Raw genomic sequence first — 22,645 nt, 5'->3', positions numbered from 1 at the left:
CTGCGGCAGAGCAAAGGGCGGGTCAGGAGACGGCGGTGACGTCGGACCGCGCAGGCCCGGGTTCGGCGCCGTGTGCCCGGAGGAAACCGGCGACCGCCGCGGGCCAGCCGAACTCCTCGGCCCGGCGGCGGGCCGCCGCCCGCCGGTCCGCCGTCGGACGCGCCAGCAACCGGACGACCGCCGCGGCGATGGCAGCCGGGGTGCCGTAGGCGGCCAGCCCGGCCGGCCCGATCACCTCGGGCAGCGCGCTGGCCGCGTTGGCCACCACCGGCGTACCGCAGGCCAGCGCCTCCAGCCCGGCCAGCCCGAAGGTCTCCACCGGGCCGGGCGCGAGCACCACGTCCGCGGCGGCCAGCAGCGCCGCCAACGCGGTCCGGTCGGGCAGGAAGCCGGCGAAGTGCACCGGCAGGCCCGCCGACCGCCGCACCAGCGCGGACCGCAGCGGCCCGTCGCCGACCATCACCAGCACCGCCGGTACGCCGGCCCGGCGCAACCGGGCCAGCGCGTCGACCGCCAGCTCGGGCCGCTTCTCCACGGAGAGCCGGGCGCAGTGCACCAGCAGCACCTCGGTCGCGTCGGCGTACCGCTCGCGCAGCACGGGGTCGGCGCGGTCCGGGTGGAACGTGGTGAGGTCGACGCCGAGCGGCACCAGGTCGACCCGGGGCGCGCCGAGCCGTTCGAACTCCTCGGCCGCCCAGCGGGTGGTGCAGACGATCCGGTCGTACCGCCGGGCAGTCTCCCGGTTCAGCCGGTCCGCGATCCGGCGGGCCGGGCCGGCGGGCAGCCGCCACTGGCCGAGCAGACCGGTCAGGCTCTCGTGGGAGACCATCACCGACGGCACGCCGCGCTCCCGCGCCCAGCGGCCCGTCCAGCGCAGGGTGCTCCGGTCGGAGACCTCCAGCCGGTCGGGGGCGAGGTCGGCCAGCACCCCGGCCAGCCGTCGCCGGTCGGTCAGCAGCCGGTAGCCGCCGCTGCCGGGCACGACCGGCCCGGGCAGGGTGACCACCCGCCCCCAGGGCCGCCGGGTGTCGCCGTGCCGCTCGCCGGGGACCACCAGCACCGGCTCGTGGCCGGCGGCGAGGTAGCCCTCGCCGAGGTGCCGCAGCGCGGTACGCAGGCCGCCGGAGCGGCCGGTCACGAAGTTGGCCACCCGGACGATCCGCAGCGCCCGGCGACCCGCCTGCCCGGTCATCCCCGCGCGGGCAGGCCGGTGGCCGGCGCGCCGGCCACCGCCGCCCGGTAGTGGCCGATCAGCTCGTCCCCCACCGCGCTCCAGCTCCGCCGGCTGACCGCGGCACGGGCGGCGCGGCCGTACGCCGTCCGGCGGGCGGGGTCGGCGGCGAGCTCCGCCACGGCGGCGGCCAGCGCGCCGCCGTCGCCGGGCGGGACCAGCAGCCCGGTCACCCCGGACTCGACCAGGTCCACCGGCCCGCCACTGGCCGGCGCGACCACCGGCACCCCGCTGGCGGCGGCCTCCTGGAGGGTCTGGCCGAAGGTCTCGTGCGGGCCGGTGTGCACGAAGACGTCGAGGCTGGCGTAGAGCCGGGCCAGCGCCTCGCCGTGCTGGACGCCGAGGAAACGCACCGCCGGCAGGGCCCGTTCGAGTTGCCGCCGGACCGGCCCGTCACCGGCCACCACGACCCGCACGCCGGGCAGCGCGGCGGTCGCCGCCAGCAGCTCGACCCGCTTCTCCGGGGCCAGCCGTCCCACGTAGCCGACCAGCACCGCGCCGTCCGGTGCCAGCGCCCGTCGCAGCGACTCGCAGCGGCGGGTCGGGTGGAACCGCTCGGCGTCGACGCCCCGGCGCCACAGCCAGATCCGCTGCACCCCGTTGGCGATCAGGTCGGCGGCGGCCCGGGTGGAGGGTGCGAGCGTCCGCTGCGCCGAGTTGTGGATCTCGCGCAGCCGCCGCCAGGCGGCCGCCTCACCCCACCCCACCCGGTACGCCCGGGCGTAGGCGGCGACGTCGGTCTGGTACACGGCGACGGTGGGCAGCCCGTACCGGGTGGCCAGCGACGCGCCGGCCGCGCCGAGGACGAACGGGCTGGCCAGGTGCACGACGTCCGGCTCGTGGCCGAGCAGTGCGCCGGCCAGCCGGGCGCTGGGCACGCCGAGCCGGAAGCCCTGGTACCGCGGGAGCGGCACGCTGGGGATGCGCACCACCGGGTACGGCAGCCGGTCGGCCGCCCGACCCCGCGCGCCGGCCGGCGCCGGCGCGATGACCAGCGGCTCGTGCCCCCGCGCCGTCAGGTGCTCCGCGGTCCGGACGACGGAGTGCGCCACGCCGTTGACGTCGGGCGGGAACGACTCGGTCACGATGGCGATCCGCATGGCCCGAGGGTGGAGGCCGCACCGGAGCGGCAGGCGACCGGCCGCTGACCGGGCGGCGAACAGTACGGCAACCCGGCGCGCCGGGCGGCGTCAGACGTCGTAGCAGGCGCCGGCGCGGACCACCTCGAGCGGACCGGTGTACGCGGCGGCCGCCGACTCCAGGGTGTGCGCCTCGCTGCCCCAGGCCGCCACCAGGTGGGTGAGCAGCAGCCGGCCGGCGCCCGCCTTGGTCGCCACCTCGCCCGCCTCCCGGCCGGTGAGGTGCAGGTCCGGCGGGTTCTCCACGCCGTCGAGGTAGCTGGCCTCGCAGAGGAAGAGGTCGGCGCCCTGGGCCAGCCGCAGCAACGAGTCGCAGGGGGCGGTGTCCGACGAGTAGCAGAGCACCCGGCCGTCGTGCTCCAACCGCACGCCGTACGTCTCCACCGGGTGGTTCATCCGGTCCACGGTGACGGTGAACGGGCCGATCGGGAACGTGCCCGGCTGGAGGCCGTAGAACTGGTAGACGTCCTCGACCGTGCCGCCCTCCTGGCCGTACGCGGCGGCCAGCCGGTCCGGTGCGCCGGAGGGCGCGTAGACCGGCAGGGGCGGGTACGGGCCGTCGGGGGCGTACCGGCGCACCACCACGTACGTCACCGCGTCGAGCATGTGATCGCAGTGCAGGTGGGTGAGGAGGATGGCGTCGGGGGCGTGCAGCCCGACGTAGCGCTGGAGCGTGGAGAGCGACCCCGAGCCGAAGTCGATCAGGAGCCGGAAGCCCTCCGCCTCCACCAGGTAGGCGGAGCAGGGGGATTCGGGGCCGGGGAAGCTGCCCGCGCAGCCGAGGACGGTCAGTCGCATCCGGTCGTCCTGATGTCACGCCGCGTAGTCGACGCGCCGGCAACCGCCCCGCCGATGATCTCTACCGACGCGTACGCCACGCTGCGCAGCCTACGCGCCGCCACTGCGGCCCAAGAATCATCTGCCGGAAGATGTCATCAACGTGACACCCGTACGCGAATCGCCGCGAGCCGGCGCCGACGGGCCGGCCGGCGTCTCCGCCGACCGGCCCGGACCGGCGCGTCAGGCCCAGAGCTGCCCCTCCAGGGCGTCCTCGGCGTCCGCGAGGGTGCCGCCGTACGCCCCGGTCGAGAGGTACTTCCAGCCGCCGTCGCAGACCACGAACGCGACGTCGGCCCGGCGGCCGTCCCGGACCGCCTCGTGCGCCACGGCCAGGGCGGCGTGCAGGATCGCGCCGGTGGAGAACCCGGCGAAGATGCCCTCCACCTCGACGAGCTGACGGGTGCGCAGCACCGCGTCGCGGGTGCCCACCGAGAAGCGGCGCGACAGCACGGTGGCGTCGTACAGCTCCGGGACGTACCCCTCGTCGATGTTGCGCAGGCCGTAGACCAGCTCGCCGTAGCGGGGCTCGGCGGCGACGACCTGGATGCCGTCGACCTTCTCCCGCAGGTAGCGCCCGGTGCCCATCAGGGTCCCGGTGGTGCCCAGACCGGCCACGAAGTGGGTGATCGTGGGCAGGTCGTGCAGCAGCTCCGGCCCGGTCGTCTCGTAGTGCGCCCGGGCGTTCGCCTCGTTGCCGTACTGGTAGAGCATCACCCAGTCGGGGTGCTCGGCGGAGATCTGCTTCGCGGTGGCGACGGCCTGGTTGGAGCCGCCGGCGGCCGGCGAGAAGATGATCTCCGCGCCGTACATCCGGAGCAGCTGGACCCGCTCGGTGGAGACGTTCTCCGGCATCACGCAGACCAGCCGGTAACCCCGCAGCTTGGCCACCATGGCCAGCGAGATGCCGGTGTTGCCGCTGGTCGGCTCCAGGATGGTGTCACCCGGGCGGAGCCGGCCGGCCTCCTCGGCCGCGCGGACCATGAACAGGGCAGCGCGGTCCTTGATGCTGCCGGTCGGGTTCCGGTCCTCCAACTTCGCCCAGAGCCGCACCGACGGCGCCCCCTCGGGCACCGTCGGCGAGAGCCGGGGCAGCCCCACCAGGGGTGTGCCGCCGCAGGCGTCGAGCAGGCTGTCGTACCGCGACATGGAAGACCGCCCTCAGCGGGCGGCGACGGCCGCGCGGTGGCCGGCGATCGCGGCAGCCGCCGCGAAGCCGAACGCGCCACCGGCCACGGCCGGCAGGATGGTCACGCTGTCGCCGTCGTTGAGCTTGGCGTCGAGCGCGCCGAGGAAGCGGACGTCCTCGTCGTTGACGTAGACGTTGACGAACCGGTGCAGCGCGCCGGCGTCGGTGACCAGCCGGGCCTTCAGGCCGGCGTGCCGGGAGTCCAGGTCGGTGAGCAGGTCGCTCAGGGTGTCCCCGGCGCCCTCGACGACCTTCGCGCCGCCGGTGTAGCTGCGCAGGATGGTGGGGATGCGAACCTCGATGGCCATGATGTCGTGCTCCTTGATCGGGTGTGCCGCGGTGACGGGACGGAAGGGAATGGGCCGGCGCTGAGAGGTCAGCGGCCGGAACACTCGTAGTCGACCGTCGCCGGGCTCTGCCCGAACATGTAGGACTGGACGGCGTGCGGGTCCACGGCGGCATCCACGATCCGGACCGGCTCCTCGGTCACCACGCCGTCGACGATCCGAAAGGAGCGGATCTCCTCGGTGTCGGGCTCACGGGTCGAGACGAGCAGGTAGTGCGCTCCCGGCTCACCGGCGAAGGAGACGTCCGTGCGGGACGGGTAGGCCTCGGTCGCGGTGTGCGAGTGGTAGATGACGACCGGCTCCTCGTCGCGGTCGTCCATCTCCCGCCAGACCCGCAGCTGCTCCATCGAGTCGAACTCGTAGAACGTCATGGACCGGGCGGAATTCTCCATCCGAATGTGCCGGGTCGGGGTGTCGCTGCCGACGCGACCGGCGACCACGCCGCACGCCTCGTCGGGGTGGTCCCGGCGCGCGTGGGCGACGATCGCGTCGACGATCGACCGGTCGATGCTCAGCACGCCGACCAGCCTAGCGCCTGCCGCTCACGCCCGGCGAGGTGGCGACCGTCACGACTCAGTCGATCAGGGCGTTGAGCAGGGACTCCTGCAGATAGCCCAGGTACGCGTAGACCGACAGCTGGAACACCCGGGAGGAGGTCGGGTCCTCGGCGACCGCGTCGTCGAGCTCCTCCCCCAGGTCCGTGCCGTCCTTGATCTCCAGGCGGACTCCCATCGCGAGCCGGGCGTCGTTGAGCGCGCGCAGCCACGCCTCGGCCGCCTCGGCGTCGAGACGCACCTCGCCGCCGGCCTCGCCGGAGTCGGGCAGGGCGGCGAGGATCGCGCCGGCCTGGTCGATCTTGGCGGTCTTCAGGTCACCCTCGGTGTACCGGCGGAACTCGGCGGTGCTCGCCGAGTCGTCCGGGTAGACCTCGGGGAAGAGTCGGCTCACCACCGGGTCGCTGTGGTCGAAACCGTCGGTGAGCAGGCCGACCACCTCGGAGGCGACCTTCCGCAGCACCCGGACCTCGTCCAGGGCGAGGTTGGCGACGTACCGGTCGCCGTGGCGACGGAACATACTCACGACCGGTCCACCGTCGCCCAGAGCCCGTACGCGTGCAGCTGCGACGCGTCGTGCTCCATCCGCTCCCGGGCGCCGGTGGACACCACGGCCCGACCCTTGTGGTGCACGTCCAGCATGAGCTGCTCGGCCTTCTCCCGGCTGTATCCGAAAAGCTTCTGGAAGACCCAGGTCACGTACGTCATCAGATTGACCGGGTCGTCCCACACGATCGTCACCCATGGCCGGTCGGAGACCGGCACCTCGTCGGTGTCCGGCGTCTCGACCGGTGCAACCTGTGGAGCCGCCATGCCCCCCATCGTGCCACCGGATTCGGCGAAGCGATGAACCGGAACGCCGGGCCGGCCCGGATCACCCTCCCGGGCGGCCGGCGACGGGTCGGCGCAGCCGACCTCAGGCGAGCAGGATGCCGTGGTCGACAGCATCGGTGAGCACCGCGCCCAACGAGAGACGGATCACCTCGAAACGGCGGGAAACCTCGCTGGAGAGCTCCAGCTCCACCTCGCGCAGCGCCCGCTGCGCCCAGGAGCGGGCACCGTTCGGGTCGTCGGTGCCGGGCCCGCGCCAGTGCTGCCAGCAGCCCCCGGAGAGGGCCACCCCGACCGGCGGCAGGGCCTCGACGCGCTCCGCACCGGGAAAGCCGGCCAGCGCGTCGATGGCGCCCGCGCCGCTCAACCCGGCCACCCCGGCGGTGCTGGTGACCAGGAGGACCCGGTCCAGCTCCCGACCGGCCGGGGGGTCGGCGAGTCCCCAGCGCACCGCCTTGACGATCCGGCGACGCACCCCCTCGGCGAGGGGCGCGCCGAAGACCCGGGCGGCCGCCTCGTCGAGGACGGTCCGGACGGCCTGGTCGCACTGGGCGGTGGCGAGCAGCGACAGGGCCTCCAACTCCCGGTCGAGCAGCTCCGGCAGGCCGGCGGGGCCGACCCCGAAGACGATCTCCTGCACCACCCGGAGGTGGATGTTGGCCAGCTCCAGGGCCAGGTGCTGGCGGATCCGCTGAGCGCAGGAGCGGATCTGGCGGTCCAGCCCGTCGCCGAGGTCACCCGGGTCGAAGCCCGGCACCACGTTCACCCGGCCGTGCTCGCCCGGCAGCACGGGCGGCTGCACGCTGGCGCGGCGCAGCCCCTCGTCGGCGGCCCAGCCGACCAGGGCCCGGCGCAGCGCCGCGTCCTCGCCCTGGCGAACCGGGTACCAGCGGGCGGCGGCGAGCCCGGGCACGGCGGCGAGCAGGGCGGCCCGGTGGGCCGCGACGGAGACCGCGGCCGGGTCGACCGGAACCCGGGCCCGGCCCTGGACCGGGGCCCCGATGCGGACGGGCAGCGGGACGGACGCTCCCGTGTCCTCCGTCGAGCCGCCGTCCCGGACCGGGCCCCAGCCGGTCGCCCCCGGGGTGACCACGAAGAAGACCTCAACCGGTGCCCGGGCAACCTCGGCCAGCAGGTGCAGTTCAGCGGCGGTGAACGCCTGGTCGGCGGAGATCACGAAGAGCAGCGCGCCAGCCCGTCCGATCGCGTCGAGCAGCACCCGTCCCCCGGCCACGCCGAGCGGGCCGGTGTCGGGGGTGTCGAGCACGGCGAAGTGCCGAAGCAGCGGATCGGGAACGCTCAGCTCCACCCGGCGCGGCGGACGGGCCAGCGCCGGGCCGGCCGCCGCCGGGTCGGCGCCGTAGGAGTGCGGCTGGCGGTAGCCCGGCACGTACGCCGCGCGGGTCGGCACCCGTGCGTGGTTGACCAGCAGGCAGCTGCCGGCCGGCACGGCGAGCATCGCGGGCTCCAGCCCGAGCAGGGCGGCGAGCACCGCGCGCCGGCCGGCGCCGGCCGGACCGGCGGCCACCACGGCCAGCGGCTCGTCCGGGCCCGGGGCGGTCACCCCGAGCCGGGTGGGCATCGGCCCGCGGCACAGCCGCTGTGTCGACTCACCCGCGTCCTCGGGGACATGGGCCGAGCGGAGGCGACCCGGCTTCATCAGACGGCCTCCCAGGGCGGGCGACCGGGTTGCGGGCCGGTCGCGAGGAAATCCGGCGGTGGCATCCGGATGCCGGAAGAGTACGGGCGCAGGCCCACCCCGCCGAACACATCGGATACTCACCAGTAATCAACAGACTACTCAACTTCGCTCCGTGACGGAGCAGGCGCGGACGGATTACCGTCGATATGCTGCTGCGATGAGTCGGTGGGACTTCGTCGGCCGCACGGATGAGCTCAACCGTCTGCTGTCGGCGGTCGGCAGTCCGGAGGGGCGTGGACTGCTCTTCAGCGGCAGCGCGGGGGTCGGCAAGAGCCGACTGCTGCGGGAGGGAGTCGCCGCCCTGCCCACCGACCGGTACGCGATCTGGTCGGTCTCGGCCAGCGCCACCACCGCCGCGCTGCCCTTCGGCGGGCTGGTCCAGGTGCTCCCGGCCGACCAGCCCCAGGGCCTCTCCCCCGCCGGCATCCTGCGCTGGGCCGTGGACCTGCTGCAGGAGCAGGCGGCGGGGCGCACCATCGTGCTGGCGATCGACGACGCGCACCTGCTCGACTCGCCCTCGGCGGCGCTGGTGCACCTGATCTCCCGGGCCGAGAACGCCACCGTGCTCGGGACGCTGCGCAACGGCGAGCAGATCCCGCTGCCGATCCGTGCCCTCTGGACCGACGACCTGGTCGACCTGGTCGAGCTGGGCCCGCTGAGTTCCGCCGAGACCACCGGGCTGCTCGCCGCGATCCTCGACGGGCCGGTCGACGCCGGCTCGGCCGACCGGCTGTTCCGGCTCTCCGCGGGCAACCCGCTGCTGCTGCGCGAGCTGGTGCTGGCCGCCGCCGGTGGCGCCGAGCTGACCCGCACGTACGGCATCTGGAAGTGGACCGGCCGGCTGGAGCTGGCGCCGAGCCTGACCGACCTGATCGACACCCGGATCGGCCAGCTCACCCCCGGCGTCCGGTCGGTGGTCGAGCTGGTCGCGTTCGGTGAGCCGCTCGGCCTGCAGCTCCTGGAGCGGGCGGTGGAACCGACCGACGTGGAGACCGCCGAGGAACGCGGCCTGATCAGCCTCGTACACGACGACCGGCGGCTGAACGTGCGGCTCGCCCACCCGCTCTACGGCGAGGTGATGCGCCGGCAGTGCCCGGTGAGCCGGACCCGCCGGCTCCAGGCGACCCTGGCCGACCTGCTGGAACAGGTCGGCAAGCGACGTCGTGACGACCTGCTCCGGGTGGCGGTGTGGCGACTGGACTCAGGCACCGCGCAGGACCCGGCCCTGCTCCTCGACGCGGCGGCCCAGGCCTTCGGCCGGTACGACGTGCCGCTGGCGACCCGGCTGGCCCGGGCGGCGCTGGAGGCCGAGGGCGGGTTCGACGCCGCCGAGCTGCTCGCCACCATCCTGATGTTCGCCGACCGGCCGGACGAGGCGATCGAGGTGCTCGACTCGGTCGCGGGGGACGTCCGCTCCGACCGGCGGCGCAGCCGCTGGCTGACGGTGCGCGGCATGGTCAGCTACTGGGGGCTGAGCCGGGAGTCCACGGTGGAGGAGATCGCCGCCCGCAGCGAGGAGCTGACCGACCTGGCCGACCTGGCCCGGGTCCGCGCCTTCGAGGCCATCATGCGGCTGCACCGGCTGGACACCACCGCCGCGCTGCGGCTGGCCCAGGGCGTGCTGGACCGCCCGGCCGCCTCGGTGGCCGCCCGGGAGCTGGCCCGGTGCACCATCGCCCACCTCCAGGCCGCCCAGGGCCGGTTCCGGCGCAGCGCGACCGCGGTCGCCCGGGTGCAGGCCGAGGCGGCGCGCTGGCGGGGCGACATGCCGTACCTCCAGCTCGCCATGGAGCTGGCGCGGGGCACCCGGCTCGCGCTCTCCGGGGACCTGGCCGGCATCGACGCGATCGTGGCGGACGAGTTCGCCGACCTCGCGGGCGCCGGCGACTTCCGGCTCGGCAGCGGCTACCTGGCCATCCTCCAGGCGTACGCGGCGCGGCTGCGCGGGCAGAGCGACGAGGCGCTGAAGACCAGCCTGGGCGCCTGCGCGGTACTCGCCACCAGCCGGGTGTACGCCGGGCTGGCGCACGCCGAGCGCGCCCAGGCGGCGGCGCTGCGCGGCGACCCGTTACACGCCGCGGAGGCGATGGCCGAGGCGGACCGCACCCACGCCCCGGGGATGGCGGTGCTCTACCCCTGGCTGGAGCAGGCCCGGGGCGCGGTGCTCGCGGCGAGCGGCGACCTGCCCGGCGCGGCCAAGCACCTCGGCCAGCTCGCCGACCGGCTCCGCGCCGACGGGCTCACCGGCCACGAGGTGCTGGTCCTGCTCGACCTGGTCCGGCTGGACCAGGCCGCCGCCCCGGTCGGCCCGACCTGCACCGACGGCAGCCGGCGCACGGTGGCGCAACGCCTGACCGAGCTCTGCGAGCAGGTCGACGGGGTGCTGCCGCCGCTGCTCGCCCGATACGCCCGCGCCGCCGTGGCGGACTCCCCCACCGACCTGCTCGCCGTCGCCGAGGGCCTGGCCGGGCTCGGCCTGACCGTGTACGCCGCCGACGCGGTCGCGATGGCGCTGCACCGGCTGCGGCAGAGCCGCTCCGCCACCACCGGCCCGGCGCGGGAGCGGCTCGCCGCCCTGCTCGGCGGCTGCGACCGGATCTCCACGCCGGCGCTGCGACAGCTCCGGCCGGCGTTGAGCGACCGCGAGTGGGAGGTGGCCCGCCTCGCCGCCGACGGGGTGACCAGCCGGGCCATCGCGGAGCGGCTCTACCTCTCCAGCCGGACGGTGGAGAACCACCTCCAGCGCGTCTACAGCAAGCTGGGTGTGGCCGGGCGGGCCGAGCTGAGGGCGGTGCTCCGGTCGATGCCGGGCCACGACGGCGGGGATCTCGCCTGAACTCTAGGCTGGACCGGTGAGCACCCTTCGCCCCGCGCTGCTGACCGACCACTACGAGCTGACCATGGTCAGCGCCGCCCTGCGGGACGGCACGGCCGACCGCCGCTGCGTCTTCGAGGTGTTCAGCCGGCGGCTGCCGGCGGGCCGCCGCTACGGGGTGGTCGCCGGCACCGGGCGGCTGGTCGAGATGATCCGGGACTTCCGGTTCGACGACGACGAGGTCGACTTCCTGCGCCGCACCGGGGTGGTGGACGACCGCGCCGCCGACTGGCTGGCCAACTACCGCTTCACCGGCGACGTCGACGGGTACGCCGAGGGCGAGCTCTTCTTCCCCAACTCCCCGATCCTCACCGTCTCCGGCGGCTTCGCCGAGTGTGTGGTGCTGGAGACGCTGGTGCTGTCGGTGCTCAACCACGACTGCGCGGTCGCCGCGGCGGCCGCCCGGATGGTGACCGCCGCCCGGGGCCGGGCCCTGATCGAGATGGGGTCCCGGCGGGCGCACGAGGAGGCGGCGGTGGCCGCGGCCCGGGCCGCGTACCTGGCCGGTTTCCGGTTCACCTCGAACCTGGCCGCCGGCCAGCGGTACGGCATCCCCACCGCCGGCACCGCCGCGCACGCGTTCACCCTGCTGCACGACGATGAGAAGGCGGCGTTCGCCTCGCAGGTCGCCACGCTGGGCAAGGACACGACGCTGCTGGTCGACACGTACGACATCAGCCAGGGCATCCGCAACGCGATCGAGGTGGCCGGGCCGGAGCTGCGGGCGATCCGGATCGACTCCGGCGACCTGGCGGTGATCGCCCAGCAGTCCCGGGAACTGCTCGACTCGCTCGGCGCCACCGAAACCAAGATCATCGTCTCGGGCGACCTCGACGAGTACTCGATCGCCTCGCTCGCCGCCGAGCCGGTCGACATGTACGGCGCCGGCACCGCCGTGGTGACCGGCTCCGGCGCGCCCACCGCCGGCCTGGTCTACAAACTGGTCGAGGTGGACGGGCGGCCGGTGGTCAAGCGCTCCGAGCACAAGGCCACCATCGGCGGCCGGAAGGTGGCGGTACGCCGGCACAAGCCCACCGGCACCGCCACCGACGAGATAATCGTCCCGCAGGGCGTACCGGACCGGCAGCCCAACGACCGGCTCCTCCAGCGCTCGTTCGTGGTCGACGGCGAGCCCGTGGCGCTGCCGACGCTGGACGAGTCGCGGGAGCACCTGCGGCAGTGCCTGATCTCCATCCCGTGGGAGGGCCTGAAGCTCTCCGGCGGCGACCCCGCCGTACCGGTGACCGTCGTACCCGCGACCTGAACGCTCGGAAGGAGCCACGCCGATGGCGAACGCGCTGATCATCGTGGACGTGCAGAACGACTTCTGCGAGGGCGGGTCCCTCGCGGTGGCCGGCGGGGCAGACGTGGCGGCCGGCATCTCCCGGCTGCTCGCCGGCGAGCCGGACCGGTGGGACCACGTGGTCGCCACCAAGGACTACCACGTCGACCCCGGTGCGCACTTCGGTGAGCCGCCGAACTACGTCGACTCCTGGCCCCGGCACTGCGTGGTCGGCACCGCCGGCTCCGAGTTCCACCAGAACCTGGAGACCGGGCGGGTGGAGGCGATCTTCCACAAGGGCGAGCACGCGGCCGCGTACTCGGGCTTCGAGGGGCACGCGGACGACGGCGAGTGCCTGGCCGACTGGCTGCGGGCGCGGGGGGTGGACCGGGTGGAGGTGGTCGGCATCGCCACCGACCACTGCGTCCGGGCCACCGCACTGGACGCCGTCCAGGAGGGCTTCGGCACCACGGTGCTGCTGGATCTCACCGCCGCGGTCGCGCCGGCGACCCTCGACGTGGCGCTGCGGGCGATGGACGGCGCCGGGGTCTCCACGGTCGGCGAGCCTGTGATCAGGACCGCTTGAGGAGGTAATCGCTTGCGGCTGTCGTACCCCCGGTCGAGGATGGCGCCGGAGGTACGGACCGTCGTGAACTTGAAGCCTTACCGGCAGGCACTCGCCCTGCCCGGTCTCCGGTCGCTGCTGCTGGTGTCGGTGCTGGCGCGCATCCCGCTCACCGCGACCGGGGTGACGCTCACCTTCTACGTCGTGCTCGACCTCGGCCGGGGATACGGCGCGGCCGGCCTGGTCGGCGCAGCATCGACCATCGGCGCCGCGCTGGGCTCGCCCCTGCTCGGCCGGCTGGTGGACCGGCGCGGACTGCGACCGGTCCTCGTCCTGACCACCGTCGCCGAGGCGGTCTTCTGGGCCAGCGCCCCCGCGCTGTCGTACCCGGTGCTGCTGCCGGCCGCGTTCCTGGCCGGGCTGCTCGCCCTGCCGGTCTTCTCGGTCGTCCGTCAGTCGGTGGCCGCGCTGGTCCCGGTCGAGCGCCGCCGCCCGGCGTACGCGCTGGACTCGATGTCGGTCGAGCTGTCGTTCATGGTCGGTCCGGCGCTCGCCGTGGCGCTGGCCACCGCCATCTCCCCCCGCACCACCCTCTGGGCGGTCGGTGCCGGGATCGTCGCCTCCGGCGTCGCGTTCTGGCTGTTGAACCCGCCCACCCGCAGCGCCGACGAGCCGGCGGGCCCGCACCGGAAGGTGCCCCGCCGCGAATGGCTCACGCCCCGGCTGCTCGCCGTGCTGGCGGTGAGCCTCGCCGCCACCCTGGTGCTCGGCGGCACCGACGTCGCGGTGGTCGCCGTGCTGCGGTCCAGCGGCGAGGTCGGCTGGACCGGAGCCGTGCTGGCCATGTGGGCGGTCGCGTCGCTGGTCGGCGGGTTCGCGTACGGGGCGGTCAGCCGGTCCTTCTCGCCGCTGGCGCTGATGGCCGCGCTCAGCCTCTGCACCATCCCGGTCGGGCTGGGCGGGTCGCACTGGTGGCTGCTCTGCCTGGCACTCGTCCCGGCCGGGGCGCTCTGCGCCCCCACCATCGCCGCGACCTCCGACGCGGTGAGCCGGCTCGCCCCCGCCGGCGTACGCGGCGAGGCGATGGGCCTGCACGGCTCCGCGGTCACCGTCGGCATCGCCGTCGGCGCCCCGCTCGCCGGCGCGGTGATCGACGCCTCGGCGCCCCTCTGGGGCTTCGCGGTCACCGGCGCCATCGGGGTGCTGGTCGCCCTCGTCGTGCTCCCCGTCGAGCTGCGCCACCGCCGGGAGACCGCCGGCGAGGCCGTCCCCGCCGAGCTGGTCACCGTCACCACCTGACCCCCGCCGCGCCGGCGCAGCCCCTCACTGCCGCCCGCCGGCCGGCTGTCGAACGCCCGCCGCCGCTCGGGCCCCGAGACCCTGCCCCTGCTGCACGCAACTTCCGGGATATCGCGGCTTCCCAGCACCGCGGAGACCCCCAACCTCCCGGGAGTTGCTGTCAGCCACGGGCGGCAGCCGCCGCTACCCACCCCCGGGTGCCGGGTGAGCGATATACCTGAGAGTCATAAATATGCCTGAGAGTCATATCGCTCGTGACGAGCGCCGCCCCCACAGGCACTACCGTCCGTAGCCGTTCCTGCCCCGCGCTGCCGATCGTCGAGGCGGCCGCCGCACCCGGCGACCGGCGAGCCTGGCCGGCGGACCGTCACTCGGCAAAGGGGCCGAGCGGGAGCCGGGACCCGGCAGAAACGGCGCCGGGCGCCGCACCCCTGTTCAGGGGTACGGCGCCCGGGGCGCGGTGTCGCAGCGGGTCAGCGCTGGTCGAGGTTGCCGGCGGTGTCCTCCTGGTAGCTGGCGCCACCGTTGGACTCGCTGGTCAGCGGCTTGGCGCCGCCCTCCGGCGGGCCGGCCAGGCTCTGGCCGGCGGCCAGCTCCGGGAACTTCAGGTCGAACGCCGGCCGCTCGGAGCGGATCCGCGGCATCCGGTCGAAGTTGCGCAGCGGCGGCGGCGAGCTGGTCGCCCACTCGAGCGAGTTGCCGTGACCCCACGGGTCGTCGACCTCGACCACCGGGCCGGTCTTGTACGACTTCCAGCAGTTCCAGATGAACGGCAGGGTCGAGATACCGGTGATGAAGGCGCCGATCGTGGAGATCGTGTTCAGCGTGGTGAAGCCGTCGCCGGGCAGGTAGTCGGCGTACCGGCGCGGCATGCCCTCGGCGCCGAGCCAGTGCTGCACCAGGAAGGTGGTGTGGAAGCCGATCATGGTCAGCCAGAAGTGCACCTTGCCCAGGCGCTCGTCGAGCATCCGGCCGAACATCTTCGGGAACCAGAAGTAGATGCCGGCGAACACGGCGAACACGATCGTGCCGAAGAGCACGTAGTGGAAGTGCGCCACCACGAAGTACGAGTCGGTGATGTGGAAGTCGAGCGGCGGGCTGGCGAGCAGCACACCGGTCAGACCGCCGAAGAGGAAGGTCACCAGGAAGCCGACCGCCCAGAGCATCGGGGTCTCGAAGGTGATCTGGCCCCGCCACATGGTGCCGATCCAGTTGAAGAACTTCATGCCGGTCGGCACGGCGATCAGGTAGCTCAGGAAGCTGAAGAACGGCAGCAGCACCTGACCGGTGGCGAACATGTGGTGCGCCCAGACGCTCATCGACAGGGCGGCGATCGAGATGGTGGCGGCGACCAGGCCCTTGTAACCGAAGATCGGCTTCCGCGAGAAGACCGGGATGATCTCGGTGATGATGCCGAAGAACGGCAGCGCCACGATGTAGACCTCAGGGTGCCCGAAGAACCAGAACAGGTGCTGCCAGAGCATCGGGCCGCCGGTGGCGGGGTCGTACACGTGAGCGCCGATCAGGCGGTCCGCGGCGAGCGCGAAGAGCGCGGCGGCGAGCAGCGGGAAGACCAGGATCGCCAGCAGGCTGGTGACCAGCATGTTCCAGGTGAAGATCGGCATCCGGAACATGGTCATGCCGGGGGCGCGCAGGGTCAGGATCGTGGTGATCAGGTTGACCGCGCCGAGGATGGTGCCCAGACCCGAGATGGCCAGGCCGACCACCCACATGTTCGCGCCGACGCCCGGCGAGTGCTCGACGGTGCTCAGCGGGGTGTACGCCGTCCAGCCGAAGTCGGCCGCGCCACCGGGGCTGATGAAGCCCGCCACGGCCAGCGTGCCGCCGAACAGGTAGAGCCAGTAGGCGAAGGCGTTCAGCCGGGGGAACGACACGTCCGGTGCGCCGATCTGCAGCGGCACCACGTAGTTCGCGAAGGCGAACACGATCGGCGTCGCGAAGAACAGCAGCATGATCGTGCCGTGCATGGTGAAGAGCTGGTTGTACTGCTCGGGCGAGAGGAACTGCAGGCCCGGCTGCGCCAGCTCGGCGCGCATGATCAGGGCCATCAGGCCACCGATCATGAAGAACGCGAACGCGGTGACCATGTACATGATCCCGATCTGCTTCGCGTCCGTGGTGCGCAGCAGCCGCGCGATTGCCGACCCCTTGACCGGCTCTCGGACCGGCCAGGGCCGGGTCACGACCGGCTTGGGTGCGACGGTGGTCACGAGTGGCCTCCGGTTCTCGGTTGTCCCGCTCGGCGCGCACTGTGTCTGCGAGCCGTCATCCGCAAGGAGGATAGTCCGTGTGAGGTGGCCTCGCCGCGTGGGGTGGCCGGCTACGATCATCGCCCGCCCGGGCGACCGTCAGAGCGGGTCGACCAGCAACCGGTAGTGCTCCTGGAAGATCCGTCCGCCGCGCCCGCGCAGCAGCGGGTCGCGCAGCGCCGGCGGCACGTCGCGGGTCCGGTTGCGGTCCCGGGTCCGGTCCCGCACCCATCGGGTACGCGGTCGCCGCCGGCTCTCGTACGCCAGCAGCGCGGCCTCGACGCTGCCGGCGGCCTTCAGCGACTCGGCGAGCACGACGGCGTCCTCCAGGGCCATGGCGGCACCCTGGGAGAGGGTCGGCGCGGTGGCGTGGGCCGCATCACCGACGAGCAGCACCCGGCCGTGGAACCAGCGGCCCAGCTCCACCTCCTCGGTGATGCCGACGTGCACCTGGTCCAGGGCGGCCAGGACCTCGGGCACCGGTCCGCCGTAGCCGGCGAAGAGCTCCCGCAGCCGGGCCAGCGGGTCGGCCGGCGGGACGGTGCCGGCCTCGTCGGCGTAGCAGTACAGCCGCCCGGCGCCGATCGGTACCAGCAGGAAGCCGGACCGCTGGCCGAGCAGGGCGGTCCAGTCGGCGATCCGGGGCCCGCCGCGCACCACGCCGCGGTAGACCACCTGCCCGGCGGGTCGGGGCGGGCCGCCGAGGGCGGCGAGGGTGCGGACCGCCGAGCGCGGCCCGTCGGCGCCGATCACCAGGTCGTACTCCCCGGAGGTGCCGTCGGTGAAGCCGACGGCGACCCGGCCCGGGCCCGGTTCGACGGTGCTGACCTCGGCGCCGTGCCGGACGGCGCCGCCGGCCCCGGTGAGCAGCACCCGGTGCAGTTCGGCGCGGGGCAGCGCCCGGCACTCCCCCACCGCGGCCCAGAGGGCGTCGAGGTCGACCTCGCAGAGCGGCGCGCCGGCGGCGTCCAGGAAGCGCTGGCGGTGGATCACCTGGCCAAGTGGGCGGACCGGTCCGTCGAGGTCGAGCCGGCGCAGCGCCCTGGCCGCGTTGCCGGGCAGGTAGAGGCCGGTGTCTGCCAGTTCGGTGGGGGGCAGCTTCTCGGTGACGTCGGGCCGGAACCCCGCGAGGCGCAGCGCCCGGGCCACAGCCAGACCGGCGATGCCCGCGCCGACGACGAGGATGCGCAGGGGGGAGCCACCCATCGTGGTGTACGCCTCCGGAGGGGTTCGGCACGCGTTGGAGGCAAGACATTACTCGCCGCGATCGACGGGGGGTAGGGCCCATCGGCCCTGCCGCGGCCACTCGTCGGCGCGCCGCGACGACACCACCGCCGCGGCTTCCACCCCGCCCGGCGACGACGTGCGGCAGGTCGGCCAGGGTGCGGCCGGCCGGACGGCCGTGCAGGCCCGAGCCGCGCGCGAACGGCCCCGGCCCGACCAAGGCGGCCTGCCGGCGGCGGAACGATCCATCTCGCTGCCCCTTTCCGCCGCGGTCAGCGCCCCAGGGCGTCGATGTCGCGCATCTCCTCCGCGGTCAGCGAGAACCCGAAGATGTCGGCGTTGGCCCGGATCCGGTCCGCGGTGACCGACTTCGGAATCACCACGATCTCGTGGTCGATGTGCCAGCGGAGCACCACCTGTGCCGGGGAGACGTCGTGCGCCTGGGCGATCCGCACCAGCACCGGGTGGGAGAGGTCGCTGGTCTTGAACGGGCTGTAGCCCTCCAGCACCACGCCGCGGTCCCGGTGGGCGGCGTGCGTCTGCCGGTCGTACAGCGACGGGCTCCAGCGGATCTGGTTGACCGCCGGGGTCTCCTCGGTGGACTGGATCAGCTCGTCGATCTGGCTGATGCTGTAGTTGCTCACCCCGACGGTGCGGGTCAGCCCCTCGTTTCGGGCGGCGAGCAGCTCCCGCCAGGCCGGGATGCTGTCGCCCGGCGCGGACGGCGGCCAGTGGATCAGCCACAGGTCGAGGTATTCGGTGTCGAGGGCGCGCAGGCTCGTCTCGATGGTCTCCCGTTCCCGGCCCACCCGGTCCGGCGGCAGCTTCGTGGTGAGGAAGACGTCCTCCCGGCGCAGCCCGCTCTCCTGGATCGCCCGGCCGACGTCCTCCTCGTTGCCGTACATCGTGGCGGTGTCGATGTGCCGGTAGCCGGCGTCGAGGGCAGCGAGCACGGCCATGTAGCCGGCCTCGCCGGTGGCCTGCCAGGTGCCGAAGCCGAGCAGCGGCATCCGGACGTCGCCGGCGAGCGGGACGGTGGGCTGTTCAGCACTGGTCATGGCGGCTGTTCTACCCCTGATCAGGCCCGCCATGCCGGCGCCCCGCCGACACCTCCGGAACCGGTCGGAGCGGGACGACAGCGGCGGCTGCGGCCGGAAGGGCGCGGCGGGGCGGCTTTCCGGGGAACGGGGACGAATCGTCCGGGCGGCGCCCTGCGAGCGGCCCCGGGGTGCCGCAGAATGCGGGGGTGGCGGACCGGCTGGAGGAGTACCGGCGGCGGAGGGACGCGAAGCGTACCCCCGAACCGGTGCCGGAACGGACCCCGGAGCCGGCGCGGGCGGGCCGCGCGAAGGCCCGGTTCGTCATCCAGCAGCACCACGCCCGCCGGCTGCACTGGGACCTGCGGCTGGAACACGAGGGGGTGCTCGCCTCCTGGGCGGTGCCGCGCGGCCTGCCCCGCGAGCCCGGCCGCAACCACCTGGCCGTGCACACCGAGGACCACCCGATGGAGTACCTCACCTTCCACGGCGAGATCCCGGCGGGCGAGTACGGCGGCGGGAAGATGACCATCCACGACACCGGGACGTACCGCGCGGAGAAGTGGCGCGACGACGAGGTGATCGTGGTGCTCGACGGGAAGCGGACGAAGGGCCGCTACGTGCTCTTCGCCACCGGCGGCCGGGACTGGATGGTCCGCCGGACCGATCCGCCGCCGCCCGGCTGGACCAGCGGGCCGGAGCTGGTCCGGCCGATGCACCCGACGAAGGCCGGTCGGCTGCCGAAGGACGAGTCCGCGTGGGGGTACGAGCTGCGCTGGGACGGGGTCCGGGCGATGGCGTACGTCTCCGGCGGCCGACTGCGGCTGCTGGCGGAGACCGACGAGGAGATCACCGGGACGTACCCGTGGCTGCGGGCGCTGGCGGAGGAGCTGGCGCCGACGGAGGCGGTGCTGGACGGCGTGCTGGTCCGGATCGACGGCGCGGGCCGGGTCCGGCCGCCGACCGGCCGGGGCGGCCCGGAGGCCCAGTTCCTGATCTTCGACCTGCTCTGGCTGGAGGGCGTGACCAGCATCGACGTGCCGTACGCGGAGCGCCGGGAGCTGCTCGACGGTCTGGCGCTCGCCGGCCCGCACTGGCAGACTCCGCCGTGGTTCCCGGGGGTCGGTGCGGACGCCCTGCGGACCGCCGGTGAGCAGGCGCTCCCGGGGGTGGTGGCCAAGCGGCTCGACTCCCCGTACGAGCCGGGTCGGCGCAGCCGACGCTGGCTGAGCATCGACACGAGCTGAGGAGCATCGTGCACCTGACGCACCTGGAGTGCCCGTGCTGCGGTACGGAGCGCCCGGCGGACAAGTTGCAGAACCTCTGCGACTGCGGCTCCCCGCTGCTGGCCCGCTACGACCTGGCCGCGGTGGCCGCCGCGGTGACCCCGGAGCAGTTCGGGCTCCGCCCGGCGAACCTCTGGCGCTACCGGGAGCTGCTGCCGGTGGCCGACGCCCGGTTCGTCACCACGCTGGGCGAGGGCTGGACGCCGCTGCTGCGCGCCCCGGCGTACGGCGCGGAGATCGGCATCCCGGACCTGATCGTCAAGGACGAGGGGCTCACCCCGACCGGGTCGTTCAAGGCGCGCGGCGCGGCGGTGGGGGTGAGCCGGGCCCGGGAGCTGGGCGTCGAGCGGATCGCCATGCCGACCAACGGCAACGCGGGAGCGGCCTGGGCGACGTACGCGGCCCGGGCCGGGATCGGCGCGACCATCGCCATGCCGCTGGACGCGCCGACCATCTGCCGTCGGGAGTGCCTGGCCGCCGGGGCCGACCTGCGCCTGGTCAACGGCCTGATCAGCGACGCCGGCCGGTGGGTCGCCGGCCTGGTCGCGGAGTCGGGCGGGCGGATCTTCGACGCGGGCACGCTGCGCGAGCCGTACCGCCTGGAAGGCAAGAAGACCATGGGGTACGAGATCGTCGAGCAGCTCGGCTGGCAGGTGCCCGACGTGATCATCTATCCGACCGGCGGCGGGGTCGGGCTGATCGGCATCCACAAGGCGCTGCACGAGCTGCGCGAGCTGGGCTGGGTGGAGGAGAAGCTGCCCCGGCTGGTGGCGGTGCAGTCCACCGGCTGCGCGCCGATCGTGCGGGCGTTCGCCGCCGGGGAGCCGCGGGCGACCCCGTGGGCGAACGCGCACACCGTGGCCTTCGGCATCACCGTGCCGTCGCCGCTGGGCGACGAGCTGATCCTGGACGCGCTGCGGGAGAGCAGCGGGACCGCGATCGCGGTGGACGACGCGGAGATCCTGGCCGACCTGCGGGACTTCGCCGCCCGGGAGGGGCTGCTGCTCTGCCCGGAGGGGGCGGCCTGCCTGTCGGCGGCCCGGCACCTGCGGGCCGGGGGCTGGATCCGGGCCGGCGAGCGGGTGGTGGTGCTGAACACCGGCGCGGGGCTGAAGTATCCGGAGACGGTGGACGTGTCGGGCGTACCGGTGCTGTGAGACGCCGACCAGGCCGGGCAGGATCCCGCCCGCTCAGTCGGTGGCGGGATCGGTCAGCCGCCAGGCGGCGTTGACCAGCCCGATGTGCGACAGCGCCTGCGGGGTGTTGCCGAGCTGGGCACCGGTGCTCAGGTCTACCTGCTCGGCGAAGAGGCCCAGGTCGTTCGCGTGCCCGAGCACCTTCTCGAACAACGCCCGGGCCCGGTCCCGCTCGCCCGCCATCACCAGGCACTCCACCAGCCAGAACGAGCAGAGCACGAAGCCGGCCGGGTCGGTGTTCCAGCGCCGCACCAGCCCGCTCTCGGTGCCCAGCTCACGCTCCACCACCTCGATGGTGGAGCGCATCCGCGGGTCGGTCGCCGGCAGGAACTGCACCACCGGCAGGAAGAGCGCCGAGGCGTCCAGCTCCACCGAGCCGAAGGACCCGGTGTACGCGCCGATCCGCTCGTTCCAGCCCTCCCGCAGCACGGTCGCCCGGATCTCGTCCCGGATCGCCGCCCAGCGGCGCGGGTCGGCCCGGTCACCGAGCTGGGGCGCCAGCTTCACCGCCCCGTCCAGCGCCACCCAGCAGAGCACCTTCGACGACAGGTAGTGCCGCTCGATGTCCCGGGTCTCCCACATCCCCCGGTCCGGCAGCTGCCAGGTGTTGGCGACCTGCTCGGCCAGGCTCACCACCATCTCCCGCAGCTCCATCTCGAAGGTGTCACCGAGGTAGTCGTGCAGCCGCCAGACCGCCGCGATCACCTCGCCGGGCACGTCGAGCTGCCGTTGCCGCCAGGCGTCGTTGCCGATCCGCACCGGACGGCTGTCCGCGTACCCGCGCAGGTGCGGGCACTCGTGCTCGGAGATGTCCCGCTCCCCCTGCAGCCCGAACAGCACCGGCACCGGCTGGTCCCCGACCCGGCCGATCGAGCGGGCCGCCCAGGCGAAGAGGCGGGTCGCCTCGTTGGGGCAGGCCGCCACCCAGAGCGCGCGCATCGTCATCGAGAAGTCGCGCAGCCAGGAGTAGCGGTAGTCGTAGTTGCGGTCGCCGCCCATGCATTCGGGCAGCGAGGTGGTCAGGGCCGCGGCGACCGCGCCGCTGCGGGCGTACGTCAGGCCGGTGAGCACGGTGGCGCTGTGCCGGACCTGCGCGCGGTACTCGCCGTCGTAATGGTGGGCCTCCCGGTACGCCTCCCACGCCCGCACCGTCTCGGCGAGCGTGGCGACCGGGTCCAACCGCGCCGGCGGCGGGCCGTAGACCGGGGCGTACGCCAGGTCGAAGCCGACCGTCTGGCCGGCGGCGACCTCGAACGTGCACCCGACCCGGTCCCCGTCCACGCGCAGCGGCTGCCCGCCCCCGCGCAGCACCAGCGCCACCGGCCCGGCGGTGGCCAGCACCCCGCCGTCCGGCTGCTCGTGCAGGTACGGGGTGAGCAGCCCGTACTCCGGGCGCGGGGCGAAGTCGAGGTGCATCCGTACCCGCCCGCTCAGCCCCTCGACCACCCGCAGCAGCACCGCCGGCGAGTTCATCCCCAGCTCGTGGCTGCGGGCGCCCAGCTCGGCGGCGAGCGCGTCGGTGACCGCGACGCTCCCCTCGGGGGTGTGGTGGACGGTCCGCAGCACCAGGGTGTCCGGCTGGTACGCCCGCTCCACCCGGCTCGTGGCCAGCGGCGCGATCCGCCAGTGGCCGGCGTCCGGGTCGAGGAGCCGGCCGAAGACCGAGGTCGTGTCGAAGCGGTCCGGGCACCACCAGTCGACCGACCCGTCCCGGGCGACCAGGGCGCCGGAGCGGCAGTCGGAGATGAATCCGTAGTCGGAGATCGCCGGCTGGTCCACCC

General features: G+C 74.2%; 19 protein-coding genes. 6 read left to right on the top strand and 13 right to left on the bottom strand.

Annotation, left to right across the window (positions count from 1 at the left end; translation table 11 throughout):
• Positions 1–22: 22 nt before the first annotated feature.
• From EV384_RS10675 to EV384_RS10635, 9 genes are all read right to left on the bottom strand, one after another.
• Positions 23–1,192 (bottom strand): glycosyltransferase, encoded by a 1,170-nt coding sequence (locus EV384_RS10675; protein WP_130332496.1) that lies wholly within the window; start codon positions 1,190–1,192, stop codon positions 23–25.
• A complete protein-coding gene (locus EV384_RS10670) occupies positions 1,189–2,331 on the bottom strand; it encodes a glycosyltransferase family 4 protein (RefSeq protein ID WP_130332494.1) in 1,143 nt (380 codons plus the stop codon). The genes EV384_RS10675 and EV384_RS10670 overlap by 4 nt, the downstream gene beginning before the upstream one ends.
• 90 nt (positions 2,332–2,421) lie before the next feature.
• Positions 2,422–3,168 (bottom strand): MBL fold metallo-hydrolase, encoded by a 747-nt coding sequence (locus EV384_RS10665; RefSeq protein ID WP_130332492.1) that lies wholly within the window; start codon positions 3,166–3,168, stop codon positions 2,422–2,424.
• Between the two features lie 222 nt (positions 3,169–3,390).
• The gene (locus tag EV384_RS10660; protein WP_130332490.1) at positions 3,391–4,356 is read right to left on the bottom strand and encodes a PLP-dependent cysteine synthase family protein; all 966 of its coding nucleotides are present in this window, start codon (positions 4,354–4,356) and stop codon (positions 3,391–3,393) included.
• 12 nt (positions 4,357–4,368) lie between these two features.
• Positions 4,369–4,704, bottom strand: a complete 336-nt coding sequence (locus EV384_RS10655; protein ID WP_130332488.1) for a MoaD family protein — start codon at positions 4,702–4,704, stop codon at positions 4,369–4,371.
• A 68-nt stretch (positions 4,705–4,772) separates the two neighbouring features.
• Positions 4,773–5,261: a M67 family metallopeptidase gene (locus EV384_RS10650; protein WP_130332486.1), complete on the bottom strand. Its 489-nt coding sequence runs from the start codon at positions 5,259–5,261 to the stop codon at positions 4,773–4,775.
• A gap of 55 nt (positions 5,262–5,316) precedes the next feature.
• Entirely contained in the window at positions 5,317–5,817 is a 501-nt protein-coding gene (locus EV384_RS10645) for a DUF2017 domain-containing protein (protein WP_207232576.1), read from the bottom strand.
• A 2-nt stretch (positions 5,818–5,819) separates the two neighbouring features.
• A complete protein-coding gene (gene clpS / locus EV384_RS10640) occupies positions 5,820–6,110 on the bottom strand; it encodes an ATP-dependent Clp protease adapter ClpS (protein WP_130332482.1) in 291 nt (96 codons plus the stop codon).
• A gap of 103 nt (positions 6,111–6,213) precedes the next feature.
• Positions 6,214–7,710 carry a P-loop NTPase family protein gene (locus EV384_RS10635; protein WP_242624009.1) on the bottom strand — a complete coding sequence of 499 codons (1,497 nt, stop codon included), beginning with the start codon at positions 7,708–7,710 and terminating at the stop codon, positions 6,214–6,216.
• Between the two features lie 277 nt (positions 7,711–7,987).
• On the opposite strand from EV384_RS10635, the gene EV384_RS10630 reads away from it, so the two are divergent.
• Genes EV384_RS10630 through EV384_RS10615 form a run of 4 tightly spaced genes read left to right on the top strand, consistent with a single transcriptional unit; the run spans position 7,988 to position 13,851 of the window.
• A complete protein-coding gene (locus tag EV384_RS10630; protein WP_130332478.1) occupies positions 7,988–10,666 on the top strand; it encodes a LuxR C-terminal-related transcriptional regulator in 2,679 nt (892 codons plus the stop codon).
• Between the two features lie 16 nt (positions 10,667–10,682).
• Positions 10,683–11,969, top strand: a complete 1,287-nt coding sequence (locus EV384_RS10625) for a nicotinate phosphoribosyltransferase (protein ID WP_130332476.1) — start codon at positions 10,683–10,685, stop codon at positions 11,967–11,969.
• A gap of 22 nt (positions 11,970–11,991) precedes the next feature.
• Entirely contained in the window at positions 11,992–12,573 is a 582-nt protein-coding gene (locus EV384_RS10620; RefSeq protein WP_130332473.1) for an isochorismatase family protein, read from the top strand.
• Positions 12,574–12,612: 39 nt separating this feature from the next.
• Positions 12,613–13,851 (top strand): MFS transporter, encoded by a 1,239-nt coding sequence (locus EV384_RS10615; RefSeq protein ID WP_130340423.1) that lies wholly within the window; start codon positions 12,613–12,615, stop codon positions 13,849–13,851.
• A gap of 473 nt (positions 13,852–14,324) precedes the next feature.
• Here the strand turns inward: EV384_RS10615 and ctaD are convergent, their stop codons facing one another.
• The 3 genes from ctaD to EV384_RS10600 all read right to left on the bottom strand — a co-directional run bounded on the left by ctaD (position 14,325) and on the right by EV384_RS10600 (position 18,403).
• Positions 14,325–16,082 (bottom strand): aa3-type cytochrome oxidase subunit I, encoded by a 1,758-nt coding sequence (gene ctaD / locus EV384_RS10610; RefSeq protein WP_130332471.1) that lies wholly within the window; start codon positions 16,080–16,082, stop codon positions 14,325–14,327.
• A gap of 138 nt (positions 16,083–16,220) precedes the next feature.
• Positions 16,221–17,327, bottom strand: a complete 1,107-nt coding sequence (locus EV384_RS10605; protein WP_130332469.1) for an FAD-dependent monooxygenase — start codon at positions 17,325–17,327, stop codon at positions 16,221–16,223.
• A 290-nt stretch (positions 17,328–17,617) separates the two neighbouring features.
• Entirely contained in the window at positions 17,618–18,403 is a 786-nt protein-coding gene (locus EV384_RS10600; RefSeq protein ID WP_130332467.1) for an aldo/keto reductase, read from the bottom strand.
• 188 nt (positions 18,404–18,591) lie between these two features.
• On the opposite strand from EV384_RS10600, the gene EV384_RS10595 reads away from it, so the two are divergent.
• Both EV384_RS10595 and EV384_RS10590 read left to right on the top strand, forming a co-directional pair.
• A complete protein-coding gene (locus EV384_RS10595) occupies positions 18,592–19,629 on the top strand; it encodes a DNA polymerase ligase N-terminal domain-containing protein (RefSeq protein WP_130332465.1) in 1,038 nt (345 codons plus the stop codon).
• Positions 19,630–19,637: 8 nt separating this feature from the next.
• Positions 19,638–20,825, top strand: a complete 1,188-nt coding sequence (locus EV384_RS10590; protein ID WP_130332463.1) for a threonine synthase — start codon at positions 19,638–19,640, stop codon at positions 20,823–20,825.
• Positions 20,826–20,858: 33 nt separating this feature from the next.
• Here EV384_RS10590 and EV384_RS10585 read toward each other — a convergent pair whose 3' ends face one another.
• Complete coding sequence (locus EV384_RS10585; protein ID WP_130332461.1) at positions 20,859–22,643, bottom strand: glycoside hydrolase family 15 protein; 1,785 nt, start codon at positions 22,641–22,643, stop codon at positions 20,859–20,861.
• Positions 22,644–22,645 lie beyond the last annotated feature (2 nt).

This window comes from Micromonospora kangleipakensis, assembly GCF_004217615.1.
GTDB classification, from domain to species: domain Bacteria; phylum Actinomycetota; class Actinomycetes; order Mycobacteriales; family Micromonosporaceae; genus Micromonospora; species Micromonospora kangleipakensis.
This window is presented reverse-complemented; position numbering and strand designations above follow the sequence as displayed.